Source organism: Bacteroides sp. AF29-11 (assembly GCF_003602895.1).
GTDB classification, from domain to species: Bacteria; Bacteroidota; Bacteroidia; order Bacteroidales; family Bacteroidaceae; genus Bacteroides; species Bacteroides uniformis.
In genome coordinates this window covers 138,237-159,222 of the sequence record NZ_QTLY01000003.1, presented here as the reverse complement: position 1 = coordinate 159,222, position 20,986 = coordinate 138,237, and the positions used below count along the sequence as shown (strand labels likewise).

Below are 20,986 nucleotides of genomic sequence, written 5' to 3'. Positions count from 1 at the left end.
AACCTATAAAAGTTTTGATGTATGAAACACAAGTTAGCCTTTTTAAGACTCTTCCGCTCCTTTGTCGGGAGAAGTGGTAATCGGAACGCAGTGCGGACTGTCTGTCTGGCATTGTTTCTAAGTATTTCCTTTAGTGCTTATTCCCAAATCACAATCAGCTTCAAGGAGCAGCCGTTGAGGTCTGCCCTGAAGCAGATAGAGCAGGTGAGTGCCTATAAGTTCTTTTACAATGAGAGCCTGCCGGATTTGGACCGGAAAGTATCGTTGAATGTGCAGGATGTAACGATTGACCAGACTATGCAGCAGCTTCTGGCAAAAACGGCTCTTTCGTACAAGCAAGAGGAAGGAAATGTAATTGCTCTTATTCGCAAACCCACGCAAAACGCTTCATCTGCAAAGAAAATAACCGGAATTGTTGTAGATGTCAATGGTGAACCCATTATCGGCGCTACTGTCATGGTGAAAGGAACGTCCAATGGAGGAATTACCGATATGGATGGTACATATTCTCTCATGGATGTGCCTGGAGATGCCATGATTTCAATTTCCTATGTCGGATATAAGACCGTAGATATTAAGGTAACGGATAAATCGCTGGCAAGAGTGACTTTGAAAGAGGATACGGAAATGCTTGATGAAGTTGTGGTTGTAGGCTATGGAGTACAGAAGAAGAGCGATATAACCGGTTCCGTATCTTCCGTGAAATCAGAAGAATTGCTCTCTGCTCCCAATACAAGTACGGCGCAGGCTCTTCAGGGACGCGTATCGGGTGTTGTAGTACAAAACACCAGTGGTGACCCTGCTGGAGCTGTCTCTATCCGTATTCGCGGCTCAAACTCTCTGACCTACGGCAACGACCCTTTGGTGATTATCGATGGTGTACAAGATGGAAACATCGGTAGCTTGAATCCTAACCAGATTCAATCCATAGAGGTTCTGAAAGATGCAGCGGCCTTGTCTGTATACGGTTCTAAAGGTGCCAATGGCGTCATTCTTGTAACAACCAAGAACGGTACAACCGGCAAAGCACGCATCTCTTAGAATGGATTTGTTTCATTTGACCAGGTAAGGAAGAAGTTACCTTCTCTGAATGCGACAGACTATGCAACTTTGCTGAATGAAGCGAGAATTGAAAACGGGCAGAATCCGATTTTTATGCAGGATGAAATTGCCGCTTTAGGAGAAGGAACCAATTGGCAGAATGAAATATTCAAAGAAGCCATATCCCATACGCATAATGTCAGTGTGAGCGGTGGAAAGGAAGGTATATCTTATTTTCTGGCGGGGGGATATGTTGACAAGCAAGGGGTTGTCTTGAATACGGATTTCAGGGAATATACTTTCCGCTCAAATTTTAAGATACAAGCCAACAAGCGTTTGAGCTTTATACTGAACACCTTTGCTTCCTATAACAAATCACAGAAAGGTGAATATGAACAAGCTATAAGTTCGGCATTGCAATGGTCGCCCACCAAGAAGGTTTATGATTCCGAAAGCGAAGGCGGCTATACGCAGCCGGGCGGTGTAGGGCCTACTTCGTTCAATCCGGTAGGATATGCCAAGGAGTTTGTAAATGATAACTCTGCTTCCGTGTTTAATGTTGCTGTCACGGGTGAATATAAGTTTTGGGATTTCCTGAAATTTTCGACCTTGTTTTCATACAAGACCAATAGCCGGACTTCAGGCTATTTCGACAATCAGGTAGTGAACAACGGTCCGACTACGGAAGTAAGCGGAAGCAAAACGCAGTCTAATTATATTGCATTGCAAAGTACCTCAATCCTTACTTTCGACAAATCTTTCGGTAAGCACAATGTGCAGGCAACCGGTGTTTACGAAGTGCTGAAAGATAGCTATGATGGCACGACAGCATCAGCCAAAGGCATCCCCGTGGGATTGGGATACAATGGAATACAGTTTGGTTCTATCTTGCAGCAGCCTTGGGCAGAAACTTCCAAAACAACCATGCAGTCATTCATGGGACGCGTCAATTACAGTTATCAGAAGCGGTATATGTTGTCGGCTTCCGTTCGTTACGACGGTGCCAGCCAATTGGCCGAAGGACATAAATACGACGGTTTCACAGCCTTTTCCGTAGGATGGAATTTGATGGAAGAGGCTTTTATGGAGAGATTCCGTCATGTTGTCCCCGAATTCAAGTTAAGGGCCAGCTACGGAACGGTGGGCAATGCGGCTGTTCCGTCGTTTGCCTCCCAGTTGAAGTTTACTCCCGGCTTGGATGCCAACAACAATCCTACCCTTGCCATTTCCCAGTTGAGTAATGAAAACCTGAAGTGGGAACGTACGAATGAGCTGAATGTAGGTATCGACAGCCGTTGGTGGGGCGGCAGGCTGAGTTTTTCTGCCGAGTATTACAAGAAGAAGACAACCGATTTGTTGATGTGGCAGAAGGTGCCCACGGCATTGGGAGTAGAATCTATCCTGACAAATGTAGGCGCGGTATCCAATCGGGGTTTTGACTTGACATTCGGTGGTATTCCCGTATCGACAAAAAACTTCAAATGGGATATAAACTATACGGTGAACTATAATAAGAACAAAATTCTGGAACTGGATGGCCTTTCCGATATGATGATTTACACCAGCAATGCCGACTTTCCCGGATTGGTAGGCTCTTACGTGCAGATGGTAGGACAGCCGATGGGTACATTCCTGGGCTACACCTTTGCCGGAGTGTGGAAACAGAATGAAGCGACTACGGCAGCCTTGTATGGTGCTAAGCCGGGAGATGCCAAATATGCAGATCTCAACAGGGATGGAAAAATAGATAAAGAAGACATCGGTATCATAGGCAATGCGCAACCCACATGGAGCTTTGGCTTCAACAATACATTTACCATTTACGATTTCGACTTGAACATCTTCTGGCAGGGAGTAGCGGGTAATGATGTTTATAATCAGAACCGTGTGCGCCGTGAAGTCTATTCTTCGGATGCTTTTCCTACCAATCCGGTTATAAAAGAGCATTGGACACAGGAGAACGAAACGGACATCCCGTCATTTTCGGGGACAGAATATGTCAACTCTTCCCGTTGGGTTGAAAAAGGTGCTTATCTGCGGTTGAAGAATATCACTTTGGGCTATCGTCTGCCCCGGCAACTGTTGTCGAAGATTGGATTCAATGCTGCCCGCATTTATGTAAGTGCCAACAACCTTTGGACGATAACGAACTATACCGGATATGACCCCGAGGCCAGTATGGGAACCGACGCTACGGCTGCCGGGGTAGACCGCGGCATCTATCCCTCGGCAAAGAGCTTCTTGGTGGGTTTGGATATTACATTTTAACTGATAAATTAAGGATATATTATGAAAATAAAGATGAATATAAAAAGAATGGTAGTGGGATTGATGACCGTTAGCATCTGTTGCGGATGTGCCGATTTATCGGAAGATTTGACCGGACAGCCCACATCTGACAAGTTCTTTAAGACAATTGTCGATTTCAACAGTTATATTTCCGGAGCTTATACCCCCCTTGTCAAGCTCTATGGAGAAGATGCACCCTACGTTGCGTGTGCCGGTGCTGAAGATGTATGTACCCCGGTAGTCAGATGGAAAGGATTCGAGCAGGTTAACATTAACACAGTAGGCAATCCGGAAGAAGTGACGGATATTTTATGGAACAATTGTTATTCGAGCATCAGTGCATGTAATACTACGATAGAACTGGTTGCACAGAATACGAATCTCACGGCAGAGGAGTTGAGCCCCATTGACGGCGAAGCCAAATTCCTCCGTGCTTTCGGCTATTTCCAGTTGGTCCGCTGGTTTGGTGAGGTTCCTTTACTGACGGAGGCCAATCAGAAGAATGCGTCGGTGGAACCGCAGGCTGCCATAGCTGATATTTATAAACAGATTGTTGTGGATTTGCAGTCGGCGGAAACGACGCTGCCTTCGAAGCGGGAAGACCGTACCCGTCCCACAAGCTGGACGGCAAAGTCCTTGCTGGCAAAGGTATATCTCACTATGGCAGGCTTCCCGTTGAACGACACTTCATGCTATGCGCTGGCACGTGATAAGGCTGGAGAAGTCATCAATGAGAAAGTTTATTCGTTGGAGAGACATTTCTTCGACTTGTGGCTGTATGATAACAGACAGACTAATTCCGAATTTATTTTCACCCTTTATGGCAATTCCATCAGCAGGACGGGCGGTTATCAATTCCGTGCCACTCGTCCCGATGCCAATGGTGAAGGGGGGTGGGCCGACTGGACAAGCGACAGCCGCTTCTTTGATATGTTTCCCAAAGGAGATGGCAGCCGTGTGAAAGGTACTTTTTATCTGACCATGATAGACGGAACCCCGTGGGAGCAGACAAACACGGCTCAGCCCTACGTAGGGAAACTGCGCGATGCCGGTCCTGCAAGTGGCGGATACTACAATGCGCCCATCGGGAGCGGGCAGAATGCGGATGGCTTTTACTGCATGTTGCGTTATTCTGATGTATTGCTTATATATGCCGAGGCTGCCAATCTTGCAGAAGGAAGCCCTTCGCAAAAGGCTTATGATGCACTGAATGAAGTTCGCAGAAGGGTAGGCTTGTCCGAACTTTCCGGCTTGACGGCGAAACAGTTTGATGATGCGGTTCTTGACGAGCGAAATTGGGAACTGGCATTTGAATGTAACCGCTGGTTCGACCTCTGCCGCCGTTATCTGTTGAAAGAAAAATTGTCTCCTTGGTATCCGGAATCAACGATAGACGACCATAACTATCTGCTGCCGAAACCGAATGACCAGTTAATGATTATGACCGGAGTAAAGCAGAACCCTGGATATTGACAATAACCTTAAAAAAACGAACAAGATGAAAAAGAATATATTTTTGTTTTGGGTACTTTTAAGTACCTTGGTTGGTGGAGTGTCTTGCAGCAGCGAAGAACTGCCTGCCAATCCCACGATAGTGTCTCCGGTATCTTCTCTGGTGTTGTCGGTCGAGGGTATGGACTATGTGGCGGTGCCCAGGTTGAAGGAAGACAAGACGCTGGATAATGTATTGACCCTTGAGGTCAGAAAGGCTTCGACAAAGGCCGTTGTGAAATCAATCGTTCTTGCAGATGCCTCGGCTGAGGCTAACGTTGCCGTAGGTGACGAGGTGACTTTTACCGGCAACAGATGGGAGCTTGTCTTGAAACGCGGCATGGAAACCGGAAGCTATTTTGTTGAGATGGTCTACAATGAACCGCCGTTTATGTACTTCGTCAAAACCGGAGACTATGGACCGGAAGGAGAAAGATATTATGTCAATCCGGACAAATCGCAAAAGATTGCTTCCATCAACTATGATACCAAGTTTGAGGGATATATTGATTTGACCGGAACGAATTGGGATAATATCGGTCTTGTTGCTTCGGATTTGTCTTCCTACTACGACTTCTCCGGTGGAGCCGACGGTTCAAGCTGCTCGTTCGAGATGGTGAAGAAAGAGTCTGCCGGTGGAAATGTTTTTGCTTGCGATGGTCCTTGGGGAAACTGGACTTCCAATAACGGAACCCCCGAAATTACTTCTCCGGGCGTATGGAAGATTAATTTCGATGCGGCGACTCAGGTGATGACGCTGCTCCACACGCAATGGGCGGTTACAGGCTCTGCCATCAGTTCCTTGAAGGCTATGACCTATTCTTCGGAAACGCGTCTCTGGAGCCTGGATACGGATTTGTCGCCAGGAACGCTGAAGTTTACCACCATTGCTGTCGGTTATGGCGACCCGATAATTGTATATGGAGCGTCCGAAGGACTTTCCAAACTGTCGGAAGAGGGTACGGACATAGAAATCGGGACGGCTGGGAATTATACGATTACACTGAATTTGAGTCAGCCGCCGTATTATGACTATTCAATCAAGAAAAACGGATGACACTTATGAAAAAAATTACATTATTATTGTCTTCTTTGTTCTTTTTCTCCCTTGGAACGAGTGCTTGTTCGGACGAGGCGCCATCCGGAAACACTGAAAAACCGGAACTGCCGGTCAATCCCGAGCCGCCCGTTACCCCTTCGGAGACTTTGAAAGGCTCGTTTGAAAGTAAGTTTGTGAGATATGCTAAAGGACAGAAATTTATCGGGCAGGAGGATGATAGGCTGGTGACTACGGTATGGAAAGACACCGTATGGCAGAATGAGCGCGTGCATAAGCAGATTGTGCTTTGGACGGAATCAAAACGATATGATGACTTGACGTACGAAATCGGTGACCTGCTGTCCGGCGGCAACCGTATTGCTTCTTCCAATCTGCATTTGCGTTTTCCATCCTATGTGTTGGGAGATGAAAAGGCTCTTGTTTGCAATGAATACCGCACGCATACTTCGGTACAGATTGCGGATAAGTTGTCCGAAGAGGCAGTCAGAACAGTGACTGCTTCGGAACCGGTAAAACTTTGGCTGACTGCCGACATTCCTGCGGGTACCGCGCCTGGAGAGTACGAAGGCACGGTCACCGTAAAATCGGGTGGTGAGGTGCAACTGACGTTCACGGTAAGGTTGCTGGTTGTCAATCATGCCTTGCCTCCGGTGAGCGAATGGGCTTTCCATTTGGATTTATGGCAGTTCCCTTTCCAGCTGTCCGGCTTGTGTGCTGATAATGGGCAAAAAGTTACTCCTTTTTCGAGTGAGTATTTCACTCTGGTGAAACCATTCTATCAGTTGCTGGCTGATGCCGGACAAAAGGTTATCACTGCCTATATCAAGGACGGCGCTTTCAACAAAGGTCAAACCATGGTTAAGTGGCATGAGGCTGCTGATGGGAAATGGAGCTTCGACTATACCGGTTTCGACAAGTTTGTCGCTCAGATGATGTCGTGGGGGATTGGCAGACAAATCAGTTGTTTTTCTCTGGTGGGATGGAACACTTCCATCGGATATACCGATGCTTCGGGCGAAGCCCGGACGTTGAAGCTGACAGTGGGGAGTGACGAATACCGGACTGTTTGGAATGAGTTTCTGGATTCCTTTGAGCGTCATCTTAAAACGAAGGGTTGGTTTGAAAAGACTGTTCTTTATATGGACGAAATCAGGGAAGATGAAATGCGGCAGGTGGTATCTTTCATAAAGCAGCACAATCCGGATTGGAAAATAGGACTTGCCGGTAGTGCCGTCTCCTCCGATGTGGAGAGTGCTTTTTATGACTACAGCACCATTTTGGGATATGACCGCACATCGACGAATGCTGTTGCCACTTTCTATACCAGTTGCGCGCAGAGCATCCCCAATGCCTATGTAAGTCTGGATAACAATCCGGCAGAGATGGTGTGGGTGGCTTGGTATGCCAAAGCCAAAGGATTGAACGGATTCTTGAGATGGGCTTACGATTATTGGACCAAGGCCGACCCGCAGGATGTGAGGGATGGAAATAACACGGCGGGGGATTTCAGCCTGATTTATCGCAGTGACAACTCTTTGTCTTCAGTCCCCTTGTCGAGCATTCGTCTTGAATTGCTTCGCGAAGGTATACAGGATTATGAAAAAATGCGCATTCTCTCCACCAATCTGATGAATCCCGTTGTGCAGAAGTTTACGTTGACTTCGGGAAGATTCGCAGGGGAAATAGTGACGGAAGCACAAGGTATGTTGAAAAAGATTTCTGCTGAATATTAAAAAAGGATGATTATGATTAAACTTGAAAAAATATTTGTATTGCTCTTTTTGCTGGGATTGTCAGTAAGGATGAGTGCTGTCGGTCTGGATAAACGATTTCAGATACTGCCTCTGCCGCAGCAGATGGAAATTCAGAAAGGGAAAGGCATAAGTGCCGGTGAACTCTCTTTTGTCACCATGAAAGGGGAAGGAGAAATCCCGGTTCTGAGAAATATGCTGGATGCGCTTCCGCGATATGCGGTGAAAGGGGTAAAAGGCGTGACACTCTCAATGACCGGAAAGGATGTGCCCGCATCTCCCGAAGGGTATGTATTGGAAGTCTCTTCCAAAGGGGTTGCCATCCGTGCCCGTTCTCATGCCGGACTGTTTTATGGTTGCCAGACCTTGGAGCAGCTGATGGAAGACAGCCATCAGTTTTCATTGGAGATACCGGCGATGAAAATTACGGATTATCCGGCTATAGCCTATCGCGCCGTACATCTGGATACAAAACATCATCTGGACCGGACGGAATACTATTATCGCATGATTGACAAACTGGCAAGGTATAAAGTGAATGCCGTGATATGGGAGCTGGAGGACAAGCTGCGCTATACCCGTCGTCCCGAAGTGGGTGCGCCAAACGCCATCGGCAAGCAGGAAATGCAAGCCATCTGCCGCTATGCCGAAGAACGGAACATCAACATCAGCCCTCTGGTGCAAGGGTTGGGACACGCCAGTTTCATCTTGAAGCACCACTGGGAGCTGCGCGAGAGTGAAAAGAGTGATTGGGAATTCTGTCCTTCCAATCCCCGCACATACGAAGTTCTGTTCGACCTCTATCGGGATGCTATGGAAGCGATGCCACAAAGCAAATACCTCCATATAGGCGGCGATGAAATATCGGCCATCGGCATTGATGAGCGTTGTAAGGCAACCGGCAAAACGGCTTTTCAGTTGCAGATGGAGTGGCTTAAAAAGGTATGCGATTTTGCGGTGGCACACGGGCGGACTCCTATATTCTGGGACGATATGCCGTTGAAATATGCCAATCTGTGGTGGCTTCTGCACCGCAATGTGCCGGACGATGAAGTCATGAAGAACTGGAATACGGCGGAATTGGATAAAGCGATAGATATGTTTCCCAAGAACTGCATCTACATGCGCTGGCATTACGAAGACCCTACCATTCTGCCACATCGGATGCTGCTTAATTGGTATCATAAGAAAGGTCTGAAGGTGATGGGAGCTACTTCCGCGTCTACCGGGGAAACTCCGTTTATACCGCGTAATAATTCCAGGGTACAGTATATCAAGGATTTTTGCGCTTTGGTTGCCGAAAATCAGTTGGAGGGAATTTTGACCACGGCATGGGATGACGGCTCGGCCCATCTGGAAACTGTTATGCGCGGTTTCATAGCGCAAGGGGAGTATGGCTGGCATCCCGGCGGGAGGACGATAGAAGATTTCATCACAGCGCATGCCCGGCGTGAGTTTGGTTTGCAACGGAAACAGATGGATTTTCTGGCAGAGATGGAGAAAGCCGCCTTTTTCTTTGACGGAGCGCTGGTTGTTTCCGGTTCGAGGAATCCGGCTTGGGGAGTGACCGAGGCTTTTACCTTGATAGAACTGCCTGATGCCGGGGCGCCGGGAAAGTGGAGCAGGAAGTACGAGAATAGATTGGATTCTGCCCGTATTGAAGCCGCGCGCTATGAAAGAATAACCAAAGGATTGCAGGACGCAGAATCCCATGCTTTGCGCAATCGTTATACATTGGATATTTATGAGCAGACCGGACGTTTGCTGAACTATCCGGTACGGTTATTGATGGCTTTGGAAAACTATGATAAAGCGAACGGAGAGGATGAGCGTGCGGCAAGTCTGAGGCAGATTAAAAAGGTGTGTTCTTATTTTAAGGAGATGCGTGCGGAGCTTGAATCTGTATATTCGCAAACCCGCTTCATGAGCAATCCCGAGGGGTATATTGCCGACCAGAATCACCACCGCCATCTTGCTGCAATGACCAATAACAGCGATTGGCTGTATCTTTATGAACTTCCGATGGTGGAAAAAATAGAGTCGTGGATGAAGACTTTGGATGAATAGAGAAACTGATTAACCTTAGACTAAGTCTCGTGCTCTGTCGGATACAGACCGGAAAGTTTTCAATAGGTATTGTTGTTCCGGGAAAATGCGCTTTGCTGATTCCCGGAACTTTTGTATGGATGAACGGAGAAACTTTATATCTCGGTTTCTGTTTTTAAGTATTATTGAAGTATCGGAAATGTGCAGACAAGATTTGTAGTATTACAGAATTGTTACAGAATTTATCCTTACCTTTGGCGCTTTAACAAAAAACGGCTTATGGTAAGTAATATATCTTCGTGCACGAAAGCACTCGTTTTGCTGATTTCGTTGCTGGGTGTTTCGTCTTTTTCCCTGCGGGCGCAGGAGAAGGATTTTGCCACTTGGGCGAATGTCGGTTTCGAATATAAGTTGAAGCCGGCATTTACTGTTTCCGGTGGGCTGGAGTGGCGTACAAAGGATGATTTGGGAAAGACAGACCGGTGGGGGCTGAAGGTGGGGGGAAGCTATAAGCTGTTGCCTTTCCTGAAGCTTGGAGCCGGGTATGAGACGCATTACCGCAACCGGGGGGCGGATGGCTGGAAGTTCCGGCACCGCTACCGTTTGGAAGGCACTCTGTCTGCCCGTGTGCAAAGGGTGAAACTGTCTTTGCGTGAGCGCTTTCAGCATACGTTCGATGGGCATAGGGATGAGTTCCGCTTGCGTTCGCGTGCGAAGTTTGCCTATGACATTCCGAAGTGCAAGCTGGAGCCGTATGCTTCGGTCGAGATGTATAATGGTCTGAACAGGACCGAGCATTTCGGGGTGAAACGGATGCGTTATCGCGGGGGAATCACGTTGCCTCTGTCCGGGCGCTGGGAGGCGGACCTCTTTTATTGCAGGCAGTGGGAGCAGGATAAGCGGAAGAATATAGTAGGGGTGGAGTGTGCTTACAGCTTCTGAGAGGGGTGAAGTCCGGTTATCCTATTTCTTACTTTTCCGGTGTTCCTTTTTCAGATAGAAGTTGAATCCGGCGTATACTTGGAGGATGCCGAACCCGTTGTTCAGGGAGAAACTGTTCTTGTAGTAGTCGTATGTCCTGCCTACGAATGAGGTACCCACGAAGTATTTGCTGTTGTTGTATACCACGCCTGCACGCAGGATGAAGTCGATATTGAAGTTCTTGTACCAGTCGTCCGCTTCCCGTTCTTCGGTCTTCTCTATGCGCGATGTCTTGTAGGCGACCGCCGGATTGAACGACAGGCAGGCGAGACAGTTGCGGGCAAACACCCAATTGTAGGCATAGCCGACGTTGAGGCTGATGTTCGTGTATTTGATGTGCTTCACCTTCATGCCCGGATTCATGTTTTCCTGAATGATTTGGGGCAGCTTGGTATAGTCGAAGTCCAGATTGTGGGTGGATACGGAGAATCCAGCAATGAAAGAACCTGCATTGCGGCGCTGGTTGGTGGACTGGCTGAAGGCGGCCGGATAGGAGAAACGCCGGTTGTTGAAAATGTAATACAGATTCAATCCCTTCATCTTTACTTTCAATCCGTTGAAGTCTTCGGAATAATTGGAGGGAATCTCGTCGGAAAAGCCGGATACCTTGTGTATCTTGTAGTCGTTTCCGGTGCTACGGTAGAAAATGTCCACTCCCAGTTTGGAACTGTAAAGGCTGAGGTCAAACTCCGTGCCGCGCTTTTTCTTGCTTTTCTTTCCGTAGAGCCAGTCCGTGTCGACAGCCCATCCCAGGAATATCCACCGCCATCCAAAGTAGGCGCCTATCTTGTTGTGCGGATTGGGCGAGAAACGGAGCCGCTGGCCGTCATTGCTCACGGAGTAGTATTCGTAATTGGTGAAATGGTCGAGCATCAGGGCGTAATTGTACCGGTTGGGACTGATATAGGTAGTGTCGAAGTCGCTGAAGTTGAGGAATTTCTTCAATGCTTTTCTGAAGGTATTTTTATATACGATGCTGTCGCATGCGACAGAACCGTTCTCCTTGTTTTGCGCAAACAATGAGAATGTAAATAATATCCATAAGCAGAAAAAGGCCCCTCTTTGCATCTTGTTGTTCTCTCTCATTTATACAAAGCTAAATAAAATAACCGGTTTTTGAACAGTATCCCGCTAATTTTTCTCTGAAAAAGGCATCAATAATTTGTAGTTCTCAATCGGAATGACTAATATTGAACGTCTTATTGAGAGACTTTATGAATCAAAACCAGATAAAGAAGAATACGATATGAAGAAGATTATCAATCCGTGGAAAGATATGGAGGGCTACAACTGTTTCGGTTGCTCTCCCGACAATGAAGCCGGTGTGAGAATGGAGTTTTATGAGGACGGTGACGAGGTGGTGAGCATCTGGAAGCCGCGTCCGGAGTATCAAGGGTGGCTGAATACGTTGCATGGAGGCATCCAGTCCGTATTGCTGGACGAAATCTGCGGCTGGGTCGTGTTCCGCAAGCTGCAGACCGGCGGGGTGACATCGAAAATGGAAACCCGCTTCCGCAAATCCATATCGACCAACGACACGCATGTGGTGCTGCGGGCTTCGCTTCGCGAGCAGAAGCGGAATATTGCTATCATAGAAGCACGCCTGTATAATAGCATGGGCGAACTTTGCACAGAAGCCACTTGCACCTACTTTACCTTTCCGAAGGAGAAGGCGGAAGCGGAAATGCATTTCCATAGCTGCGAAGTAGAGCAGGAGGAAATATTGCCGTTGATTTAATTGTTTCACCACAGATTACACAGATTTGCATAGATTGGAATAAAAATAATCTGTGCAAATCTGTGTAATCTGTGGTGAAGCAAGATGAATTTGAAAGAAGAAATAAACTTTTTGTGATAAATCTTTTGGAGTTTCAAACTTTTAGTTTACTTTTGTCGCATTAAAACAAAAAAATATGAAGAATATCGTTGCACATCATCACCATCATCATCCTGACGAATAACTCGGTGGGCGTATGAGTGTATATGTACAACAAATGACATAAATGACGAGGCTTGCCGAATAGTGGTAAGCCTCGTTTTGTTTTCTGTCATCTCATTCAAAATAGTAAATAGTAAATAGTAAATAGCCTTATGTTAAGAATTGCAGTACAAGCTAAAGGTCGTCTTTATGACGAGACCATGTCATTTTTGGGAGAATCGGATATTAAGTTGAGTGCCATGAAGCGTTCGTTGTTGGTGCAGTCGTCAAACTTTCCTCTTGAAGTGTTGTTTTTGAGGGATGACGACATTCCGCAGTCTGTGGCTACTGGAGTGGCTGATATAGGCATTGTGGGTGAGAATGAATTTGTTGAGAAGAATGAGGATGCGGAGATAATCAAGCGTCTGGGATTCAGCAAGTGCCGTCTGTCTCTTGCCATGCCGAAGGATATTGAGTATCCGGGGGTGAAGTGGTTTCACGGAAAGAAGATTGCGACATCTTATCCGGGTATCCTTTCCGGCTTTTTGAAAGAGAATGGGGTGAATGCGGAGATACACGTCATTACGGGGTCGGTAGAAGTGGCGCCGGGCATCGGTCTGGCAGATGCTATTTTCGATATTGTAAGTTCCGGTTCTACGCTGGTGAGCAACCGTTTGAAGGAAGTGGAGGTTGTGATGAAGTCCGAAGCGCTACTGATTGGCAACAAGAACATGAGCGAGGAAAAGCAAGAGATATTGAGGGAGCTGTTGTTCCGTATGGATGCCGTGAAGACAGCCGAAGATAAGAAATATGTGCTGATGAATGCCCCGAAAGAGAAACTGGATGAGATTGTCTCTGTACTTCCGGGCATGAAGAGCCCCACGGTAATGCCTTTGGCACAAGAAGGCTGGTGCTCGGTACATACGGTGCTCGACGAGAAGTGTTTCTGGGAGATTATCGGAAAGCTGAAAGCGCTGGGGGCAGAAGGCATTCTGGTGCTGCCGATTGAGAAAATGATAATTTAAAGCCTCGAGGATGTGTCAAAAGTATATAAACGCTTTCTTTATGTTACGACATTAGGTACGAATTACGCGAAATAGCGCGGAATCGGTAAAATGAATCCGTGAAATCCGCGTAATCAGCGCCTAATAGAAAGTCTTCAGAGAGTTTTGACACACCTCCAATAATATCATGGTTTATGCATAAATCTTTAAAAACATGTCATTATGATATTGATTAGTAATCCCGATAAATCCCAGTGGCAAGAGATTCTGAAACGTCCGGTGATGAATACGGAGAATCTGTTTGATACGGTGCGGAGTGTTATTGACCGTGTGAAGGAGGAGGGAGACCGTGCTGTGCTGGATTATGAAGAAAAATTTGATAAAGTGGTGTTGGCCTCGCTGGCAGTGTCGGAAGAGGAACAGCAGGAAGCGGAAAACCTGGTGAGTGAAGACTTGAAAGCAGCTATTCGCCTGGCAAAGCAGAACATCGAGACTTTCCACGCCGCACAACGCTTTGAGGGCAAGAAAGTGCAGACTCAGCCGGGGGTGACCTGCTGGCAGAAAGCGGTTGCCATAGAAAAGGTGGGATTGTATATCCCCGGAGGAACGGCTCCGCTGTTTTCTACGGTACTGATGCTGGCCGTTCCCGCCAGGATTGCCGGATGCAAGGAGATTGTTCTCTGCACCCCTCCGGGACGTGACGGAAAGGTACATCCCGCTGTGCTGTTTGCCGCAAAAGTGGCAGGTGTCAACCGGATTTTCAAAGCTGGCGGCATACAAGCCATTGCCGCTATGGCATACGGAACGGAAAGTGTGCCTAAGGTTTACAAGATATTCGGTCCGGGAAATCAGTATGTCACGGCTGCCAAACAGCTTGTGAGCTTGCGTGATGTGGCGATAGATATGCCGGCAGGACCTTCGGAAGTAGAAGTTTTGGCTGACGAAACAGCTAATCCGATTTTTGTCGCCGCCGACTTGTTGAGCCAGGCAGAACACGGAGTGGACAGTCAGGCTATATTAATTACGACCTCTGTCGAATTGCAACAAGCTGTAAAGGTGGAAGTGGAACGCCAACTGGCCTTACTGCCACGTAAAGAGATTGCCGAAAAGTCTCTTGCCAATAGCAAACTGATTGTAGTGGACAGCATGGCAGAAGCCATTGAATTGACCAACGCGTATGCTCCCGAACATCTTATCATAGAAACCGAGGATTATCTTTCCGTGGCAGAACGTATCGTGAATGCCGGTTCCGTATTCCTGGGTTCTCTTACTCCGGAGAGTGCGGGAGATTATGCTTCGGGCACAAACCATACCCTGCCGACAAACGGCTATGCTAAAGCATACAGCGGTGTCAGCCTCGACAGCTTTATCCGCAAGATAACTTTTCAGGAGATAAAGCCGGAAGGATTAAATATCATCGGCCCTGCCATCGAGCTGATGGCTGCCAATGAACAGCTGGATGCGCATAAGAATGCTGTGAGTGTGAGACTGGGGCAGTTGGAAAATGGAAATGGAAAGTTGAAAATTGAGAGCTGATGGCTTAAAGTAATTTTAATCGTAAATTGTCAAATCATAAATAACATGGTGAAAACATTACAAGAACTTACCCGTCCGAATATCTGGCGTCTGAAGCCTTATTCTTCAGCACGTGATGAATATAATGGTGCTGCGGCATCCGTTTTTCTCGATGCAAACGAGAATCCTTATAACATGCCGCACAACCGTTATCCCGACCCCATGCAGCGGGAGCTAAAGACAGAATTGTCTAGAATTAAAAAGGTGAGTCCCGATTCCATCTTTTTAGGGAATGGCAGTGATGAAGCTATCGATTTGGTGTTCCGTGCTTTTTGTGAACCCCGTGTGGACAATGTAGTGGCCATCGACCCTACCTACGGCATGTATCAAGTCTGTGCTGACGTTAATGATGTGGAGTACCGTAAAGTGCTGCTCGATGAGGATTTCCAGTTCTCTGCCGACAAGCTTCTGGCTGCTGCGGATGAGCATACCAAACTGATTTTTATCTGCTCTCCCAACAATCCTACCGGCAATGACCTGCTCCGTAGCGAAATTGAAACGCTGATTCGCCGGTTTGATGGGTTGGTGATACTGGACGAGGCATACAATGACTTCTCCGAGGCACCTTCCTTCCTTGAAAATTTGAATCAATATCCGAATCTCATTGTACTGCAAACCTTTTCCAAAGCATGGGGATGTGCTGCCATCCGTCTGGGTATGGCATTTGCCTCACCGGATATTATCGGCATCCTCAGTAAGATAAAATATCCCTATAACGTGAACCTGCTGACACAGAAGCAGGCAGTGGAAATGCTTCACCGCTATTATGAAATAGAACGTTGGGTAAAGACACTGAAAGAAGAACGGGAGAATCTGGAAGCCGAGTTCGCCGCACTGCCATGTACGGTGAAGATGTTCCCTTCCCATGCCAATTTCTTCCTAGCTCGTGTGACGGATGCCGTGAAGATTTACAATTATCTGGTAGGCAAGGGTATCATTGTCCGCAACCGTAATTCCGTGTCACTCTGCGGAAATTGCCTGCGAGTGACGGTGGGAACGAGAGGGGAGAATGAAAAATTGATTGAAGCGCTGAAGGAATATATGTAGAAGGAGTTAAAGGGAGTTAGAGGCCGATACTGCTGTTTTATACAAGTAATGCTTATGCAAAGAACTATCGGCCTCTAACTCCTTCTAACTCCCGATAACTCCCTTTATTCCCTCAAAAAAATATCCTTTAAAATGAAGAAACTACTTTTTATAGACCGTGACGGGACTTTAGTCATTGAGCCGCCCATTGATTATCAGCTGGACTCCCTGGAGAAGCTGGAGTTCTATCCGAAAGTGATGCGCAATCTTGGCTTCATCCGCAGCAAGCTGGATTTTGATTTTGTAATGGTGACCAATCAGGATGGGCTCGGCACAACTTCCTTTCCGGAAGAGACCTTTTGGCCGGCACACAACCTGATGATGAAGACATTGGAAGGCGAAGGCATCACCTTCGACGACATCTGCATAGACCGCAGCATGCCCGACGACAATGCACCGACTCGCAAGCCGCGTACCGGAATGCTTGCCAAATACCTCGATAACCCGGACTACGATTTGTCCCACAGTTTCGTCATTGGCGACCGGCCTACGGATGTGGAACTGGCAAAGAATCTGGGCTGCCGCGCCATTCTTCTGCAAGATGACACGGCGTCATTGAAACCCGTTTCCGAAGGTGGCGGTGCCGCTTGTGACGGACTTGAAGATTACTGCGCCCTCGCCACCAGGGATTGGGATAAGGTTGCCGAATTCCTCTTTGCCGGTGAGCGTACGGCGGAAGTACGTCGCACTACCAAGGAGACAGATATATACGTATCCTTGAATCTGGATGGTGACGGGCATTGTGACATCGCGACCGGACTGGGCTTCTTCGACCACATGCTGGAGCAGATAGGCAAGCACGGCGGCATGGACCTCACCATCCGTGTGAAAGGCGACCTCGAAGTGGACGAGCACCACACCATCGAGGATACCGCTCTTGCTCTGGGCGACTGCCTTTATCAGGCCTTAGGAAGCAAGCGCGGCATCGAACGCTACGGCTATGCCCTTCCTATGGACGATTGTCTCTGCCAGGTGTGCCTCGACTTCGGCGGTCGCCCGTGGTTGGTATGGGATGCCGGGTTCAAGCGCGAGAAGATAGGCGACATGCCTACGGAAATGTTCCTGCACTTCTTCAAGTCCTTGAGTGATGCCGCCCGGATGAATCTTAATGTAAAAGCCGAAGGGCAGAACGAACATCATAAGATAGAAGGCATCTTCAAGGCGCTGGCACGTGCGCTGAAGATGGCGGTGAAAAGGGATATTTATCACTTTGAACTGCCAAGCTCGAAAGGAGTGTTGTAGAATCGTACAGACAACTGCTGCAAAGTTACTGCATACCTTTTGCAGTGTTGCTGCAAAGCAGTTGCAGTGACGCTGCAAGGCTTTTGCAGAGCCACTGCAGATGTATTGCAGAGCTACTGCAGATGTATTGCAGAGTTTTGCAGTTGTATATCTCTGATTAATAGATAAGTAGTGTTATGTCACATTTAGCCCCTTTGATAGCTGATTTAGCTCTGATATTGATTTGTGCGGGGATTATGACCCTGCTTTTTAAGAAATTGAAGCAACCGCTGGTGTTAGGATATGTAGTTGCAGGATTCCTTGCCAGCCCTCACATGGCCTATACACCGTCGGTGATGGACACGGCTAATATACAGACCTGGGCGGATATAGGCGTTATCTTCCTGCTGTTTGCACTGGGATTGGAATTCAGCTTCAAGAAGATTGTGAAGGTGGGAGGCGCGGCGATTATTGCTGCGTGTACCATCATCTTTTGTATGATATTGTTGGGAGTGGCGGTAGGTACCGGGTTCGGCTGGCAACGGATGGACTGTATCTTCCTGGGCGGTATGATTGCCATGTCGTCCACTACCATTATCTATAAGGCGTTTGATGATTTGGGGATGCGCAAGAAACAGTTCACGGGGCTGGTGCTCAGTGTGCTTATCCTGGAGGATATTCTTGCCATCGTATTGATGGTGATGCTCTCCACGATGGCAGTCAGCCATAACTTCGAGGGTACGGAGATGCTGGGGAGCATTGCCAAACTGCTGTTCTTCTTGATACTTTGGTTCGTGGTGGGTATTTACCTCATCCCCGGATTGTTGAAGCGGTGCCGGAAGCTGATGAGCGAGGAAACCTTGCTGATAGTCTCTCTCGGACTCTGTTTCGGCATGGTGGTGATGGCTGCACATACGGGGTTCTCGGCTGCTTTCGGTGCATTTATCATGGGCTCCATTCTTGCCGAGACGGTAGAGGCGGAGAGCATAGAGCGCCTGGTGAAGCCGGTCAAGGACTTGTTCGGCGCTATCTTCTTCGTATCGGTCGGCATGATGGTAGACCCGGCCATGATTGTGGAGTATGCGGGACCCATAGTCGTGATTACTCTGGCGGTCATCCTCGGGCAATCCCTCTTCGGGACGCTGGGTGTGCTGCTGGCAGGGCAACCGCTGAAGACGGCTATGCAATGCGGTTTCAGTCTGACGCAAATCGGTGAGTTTGCCTTTATTATAGCTTCGCTGGGCGTGTCACTGCATGTCACCAGCCATTTCTTGTATCCTATTGTGGTGGCGGTGTCTGTCATCACCACTTTCCTCACTCCTTATATGATTCGTTTGGCAGAACCGGCTTCCAATCTTGTGGATACGCATTTGCCGGAAAAATGGAGAAAGTTCTTGACCCGCTATGCTTCAGGTTCGCAGACCATGAACCACGAGAGTCTGTGGAAGAAACTGATATTTGCGCTGGTCAGGATTACGGTGGTGTATTCCATCATTTGCGTGGCGGTGATAGCTTTGGCGTTCCGTTTTCTGGTGCCTTTCGTGCACGACAGTCTGCCCGGGGTATGGGGCTCTCTGTTGGCTGCCTTTATCATCATTCTGTGTATAGCTCCGTTCCTGCGTGCCATCATGATTAAAAAGAACCACTCGGAAGAGTTCGTGACTTTATGGAAGGATAACCGTGGAAACCGGGCACCGTTGGTGGCCACCATTGTACTGCGTCTGCTGCTGGGCGTTTCGTTCGTCATGTTCGTAATAGCCGGTTTGTTCAAGATGTCCGTCGGTCTGGTGTTTGGAGTGGCGGTGCTGCTGGTGACTTTGATGATACTCTCTCGCCAGTTGAAGAAGCAGTCCATCATGATAGAGAGGACATTCTTCCAGAATCTGCGGTACCGCGACATGCGTGCCGAGTATATGGGAGAGAAGAAACCGGAGTATGCGGGGCGTCTGCTGTCGCGCGACCTGCACCTGACGGATTTTGAAATCCCCGGCGAGTCGGCATGGGTGGGCAGGACATTGGCGGAGCTGAATTTCGGAAAGAAATACGGCATCCATGTGGTCTCCATCCTTCGGGGCAAGAAACGGATTAATATTCCCGGAGCGTCTGTCCGCCTTTTTCCACAGGACAAGATACAAGTGATTGCCACGGACGAGGAACTGAACATCTTCGGCAAGGAGATGGATAAGGTGTCTGCCATGAATACGGATGTGATAGAGAAGAGCGAGATGATTCTACGCCAGTTCTGTGTGGACGGGCAGTCTCCTTTCCTGAACAAGACCCTGAAGGAAGCAGGGATACGCGAGAAGTATCACTGCCTGATTGCCGGTGTGGAGCGGGGAGGGGAGACCCTGCATGCTCCCGACCCGCATGAACCTTTTGTAGAAGGCGATGTGGTATGGGTTGTAGGCGAGAGTGCCGATGTGTACGAATTAGTCAGTCAGAAAGGCGAAGGTTTCGACATGGAGGTGTGACAAAACAAAAGGCATCTTACTTCTTGATAGTTTTTAGGCACACCTTCATAGTCGTTAATCAGAGCTTGTTCAGTATTTTGTCCATCACCCAGTTTGTGAGAGTGGCGCTTTCGCCGTCACAGCTGCAGACGGACTTGCCCAGCAGGTGGTCTACCACTGCCTGTATAAGCGGTTGCTGGACGTAGGTGGGGTTTTCGACGATGATTTCTTCACGTCCTCTTTCCGTATGCAGCGCAATGGGGTCATAGGTGAATACGGAGAAACAAATCATGCCTTTGTCTCCAATGATTTCTATACGGTCTTCGCGGGCGGATTCGTGGGCAACAAAGCACCAGGAGCCGCTGCCCACCAGTCCGCTGTCAAACTGGAAACATGCGCTTAGAGTGTCCTCGGCAGGATATAGTCCGTCACGGTTGCTCTTGTAGCCGCTGGCTTCGAGGATGCATCCGAAGATTTCCTGCAGCAAGTCTATCTGGTGGGGCGCAAGGTCATAGAAGTATCCTCCGCCGGCAATGTCCGGCTGCACGCGCCACGGCAGGTTTTCCTTGTTATGGTCGAGGTCGCGGGGAGGCTGGGCGAAGCGGATTTGAATGTTGATGATGTTGCCAATATATCCCTCCTCTACCAGTGACTTTACCTTCAGGAAGTAGGGCAGATAGCGGCGGTAGTACGCAACAAAACATGGAACACCCGTTTCCTTGGAAATCCGGTTGATGCGGCAGCACTCTTCGTAGGTAACGGCCATCGGCTTCTCTATGTAGACCGGTTTGCCTGCCTTCATGGACATGATGGCGTATGTAGCATGTGAAGAAGGAGGAGTGGCAATGTACACGGCGTTCACCTCTTCGTCGTCAATCAGTTCCTGGGCATCGTCGTACCATTTGGGAATCCCTCTTTCCTTGGCGTAGGTCTTAGCCTTGTCGCCATTTCGGCTCATGACGGCCACTACTTCGGAGTTCTCTATTTTCTGAAATGCCGGTCCGCTTTTGTATTTGGTCACTTCTCCGCAACCGATGAATCCCCATTTAATTATTCTCTCGCTCATAATCTTT

The 20,986-nt window shown here is 48.2% G+C and carries 14 protein-coding genes and 1 pseudogene; 13 read left to right on the top strand and 2 right to left on the bottom strand.

Features of this window, described 5'->3' with window-relative positions; translation table 11 throughout:
- The first annotated feature begins 21 nt into the window (after positions 1-21).
- From DWZ03_RS20180 to DWZ03_RS06145, 7 genes and pseudogenes are all read left to right on the top strand, one after another.
- Complete coding sequence (locus DWZ03_RS20180) at positions 22-1,041, top strand: carboxypeptidase-like regulatory domain-containing protein (RefSeq protein ID WP_243634951.1); 1,020 nt, start codon at positions 22-24, stop codon at positions 1,039-1,041.
- A gap of 18 nt (positions 1,042-1,059) precedes the next feature.
- Positions 1,060-3,309: pseudogene (locus tag DWZ03_RS06170) on the top strand (SusC/RagA family TonB-linked outer membrane protein); the annotation flags it as partial.
- Between the two features lie 33 nt (positions 3,310-3,342).
- Positions 3,343-4,803 carry a RagB/SusD family nutrient uptake outer membrane protein gene (locus DWZ03_RS06165; RefSeq protein WP_120129268.1) on the top strand — a complete coding sequence of 487 codons (1,461 nt, stop codon included), beginning with the start codon at positions 3,343-3,345 and terminating at the stop codon, positions 4,801-4,803.
- 25 nt (positions 4,804-4,828) lie between these two features.
- Positions 4,829-5,878 (top strand): hypothetical protein, encoded by a 1,050-nt coding sequence (locus DWZ03_RS06160; protein WP_057089556.1) that lies wholly within the window; start codon positions 4,829-4,831, stop codon positions 5,876-5,878.
- A 5-nt stretch (positions 5,879-5,883) separates the two neighbouring features.
- Complete coding sequence (locus DWZ03_RS06155; protein WP_120129484.1) at positions 5,884-7,614, top strand: DUF4091 domain-containing protein; 1,731 nt, start codon at positions 5,884-5,886, stop codon at positions 7,612-7,614.
- Between the two features lie 12 nt (positions 7,615-7,626).
- Positions 7,627-9,699: a family 20 glycosylhydrolase gene (locus DWZ03_RS06150; RefSeq protein ID WP_120129266.1), complete on the top strand. Its 2,073-nt coding sequence runs from the start codon at positions 7,627-7,629 to the stop codon at positions 9,697-9,699.
- A 258-nt stretch (positions 9,700-9,957) separates the two neighbouring features.
- Positions 9,958-10,620, top strand: coding sequence for a DUF2490 domain-containing protein (locus tag DWZ03_RS06145; protein ID WP_005832731.1), 663 nt, complete (start codon positions 9,958-9,960; stop codon positions 10,618-10,620).
- Positions 10,621-10,641: 21 nt separating this feature from the next.
- On the opposite strand, the gene DWZ03_RS06140 is transcribed toward DWZ03_RS06145, so the two are convergent.
- Positions 10,642-11,745, bottom strand: a complete 1,104-nt coding sequence (locus DWZ03_RS06140) for a DUF4421 domain-containing protein (protein WP_005832729.1) — start codon at positions 11,743-11,745, stop codon at positions 10,642-10,644.
- A gap of 160 nt (positions 11,746-11,905) precedes the next feature.
- Here DWZ03_RS06140 and DWZ03_RS06135 point away from each other — a divergent pair, with 160 nt between their 5' ends.
- From DWZ03_RS06135 to DWZ03_RS06110, 6 genes are all read left to right on the top strand, one after another.
- Positions 11,906-12,397 carry a PaaI family thioesterase gene (locus DWZ03_RS06135; protein WP_005832726.1) on the top strand — a complete coding sequence of 164 codons (492 nt, stop codon included), beginning with the start codon at positions 11,906-11,908 and terminating at the stop codon, positions 12,395-12,397.
- A gap of 353 nt (positions 12,398-12,750) precedes the next feature.
- Positions 12,751-13,602, top strand: coding sequence for an ATP phosphoribosyltransferase (gene hisG, locus DWZ03_RS06130; protein WP_044467625.1), 852 nt, complete (start codon positions 12,751-12,753; stop codon positions 13,600-13,602).
- Between the two features lie 201 nt (positions 13,603-13,803).
- Positions 13,804-15,117 carry a histidinol dehydrogenase gene (gene hisD / locus DWZ03_RS06125; protein ID WP_044467624.1) on the top strand — a complete coding sequence of 438 codons (1,314 nt, stop codon included), beginning with the start codon at positions 13,804-13,806 and terminating at the stop codon, positions 15,115-15,117.
- 45 nt (positions 15,118-15,162) lie between these two features.
- Positions 15,163-16,203: a histidinol-phosphate transaminase gene (gene hisC, locus DWZ03_RS06120; RefSeq protein WP_044467623.1), complete on the top strand. Its 1,041-nt coding sequence runs from the start codon at positions 15,163-15,165 to the stop codon at positions 16,201-16,203.
- Between the two features lie 132 nt (positions 16,204-16,335).
- Positions 16,336-17,484, top strand: coding sequence for a bifunctional histidinol-phosphatase/imidazoleglycerol-phosphate dehydratase HisB (gene hisB, locus DWZ03_RS06115; RefSeq protein WP_057281685.1), 1,149 nt, complete (start codon positions 16,336-16,338; stop codon positions 17,482-17,484).
- 176 nt (positions 17,485-17,660) lie between these two features.
- Positions 17,661-19,934: a cation:proton antiporter gene (locus DWZ03_RS06110; RefSeq protein WP_120129263.1), complete on the top strand. Its 2,274-nt coding sequence runs from the start codon at positions 17,661-17,663 to the stop codon at positions 19,932-19,934.
- Positions 19,935-19,992: 58 nt separating this feature from the next.
- Here DWZ03_RS06110 and DWZ03_RS06105 read toward each other — a convergent pair whose 3' ends face one another.
- Positions 19,993-20,979 (bottom strand): Gfo/Idh/MocA family protein, encoded by a 987-nt coding sequence (locus DWZ03_RS06105; protein ID WP_120129261.1) that lies wholly within the window; start codon positions 20,977-20,979, stop codon positions 19,993-19,995.
- Positions 20,980-20,986: the final 7 nt, after the last annotated feature.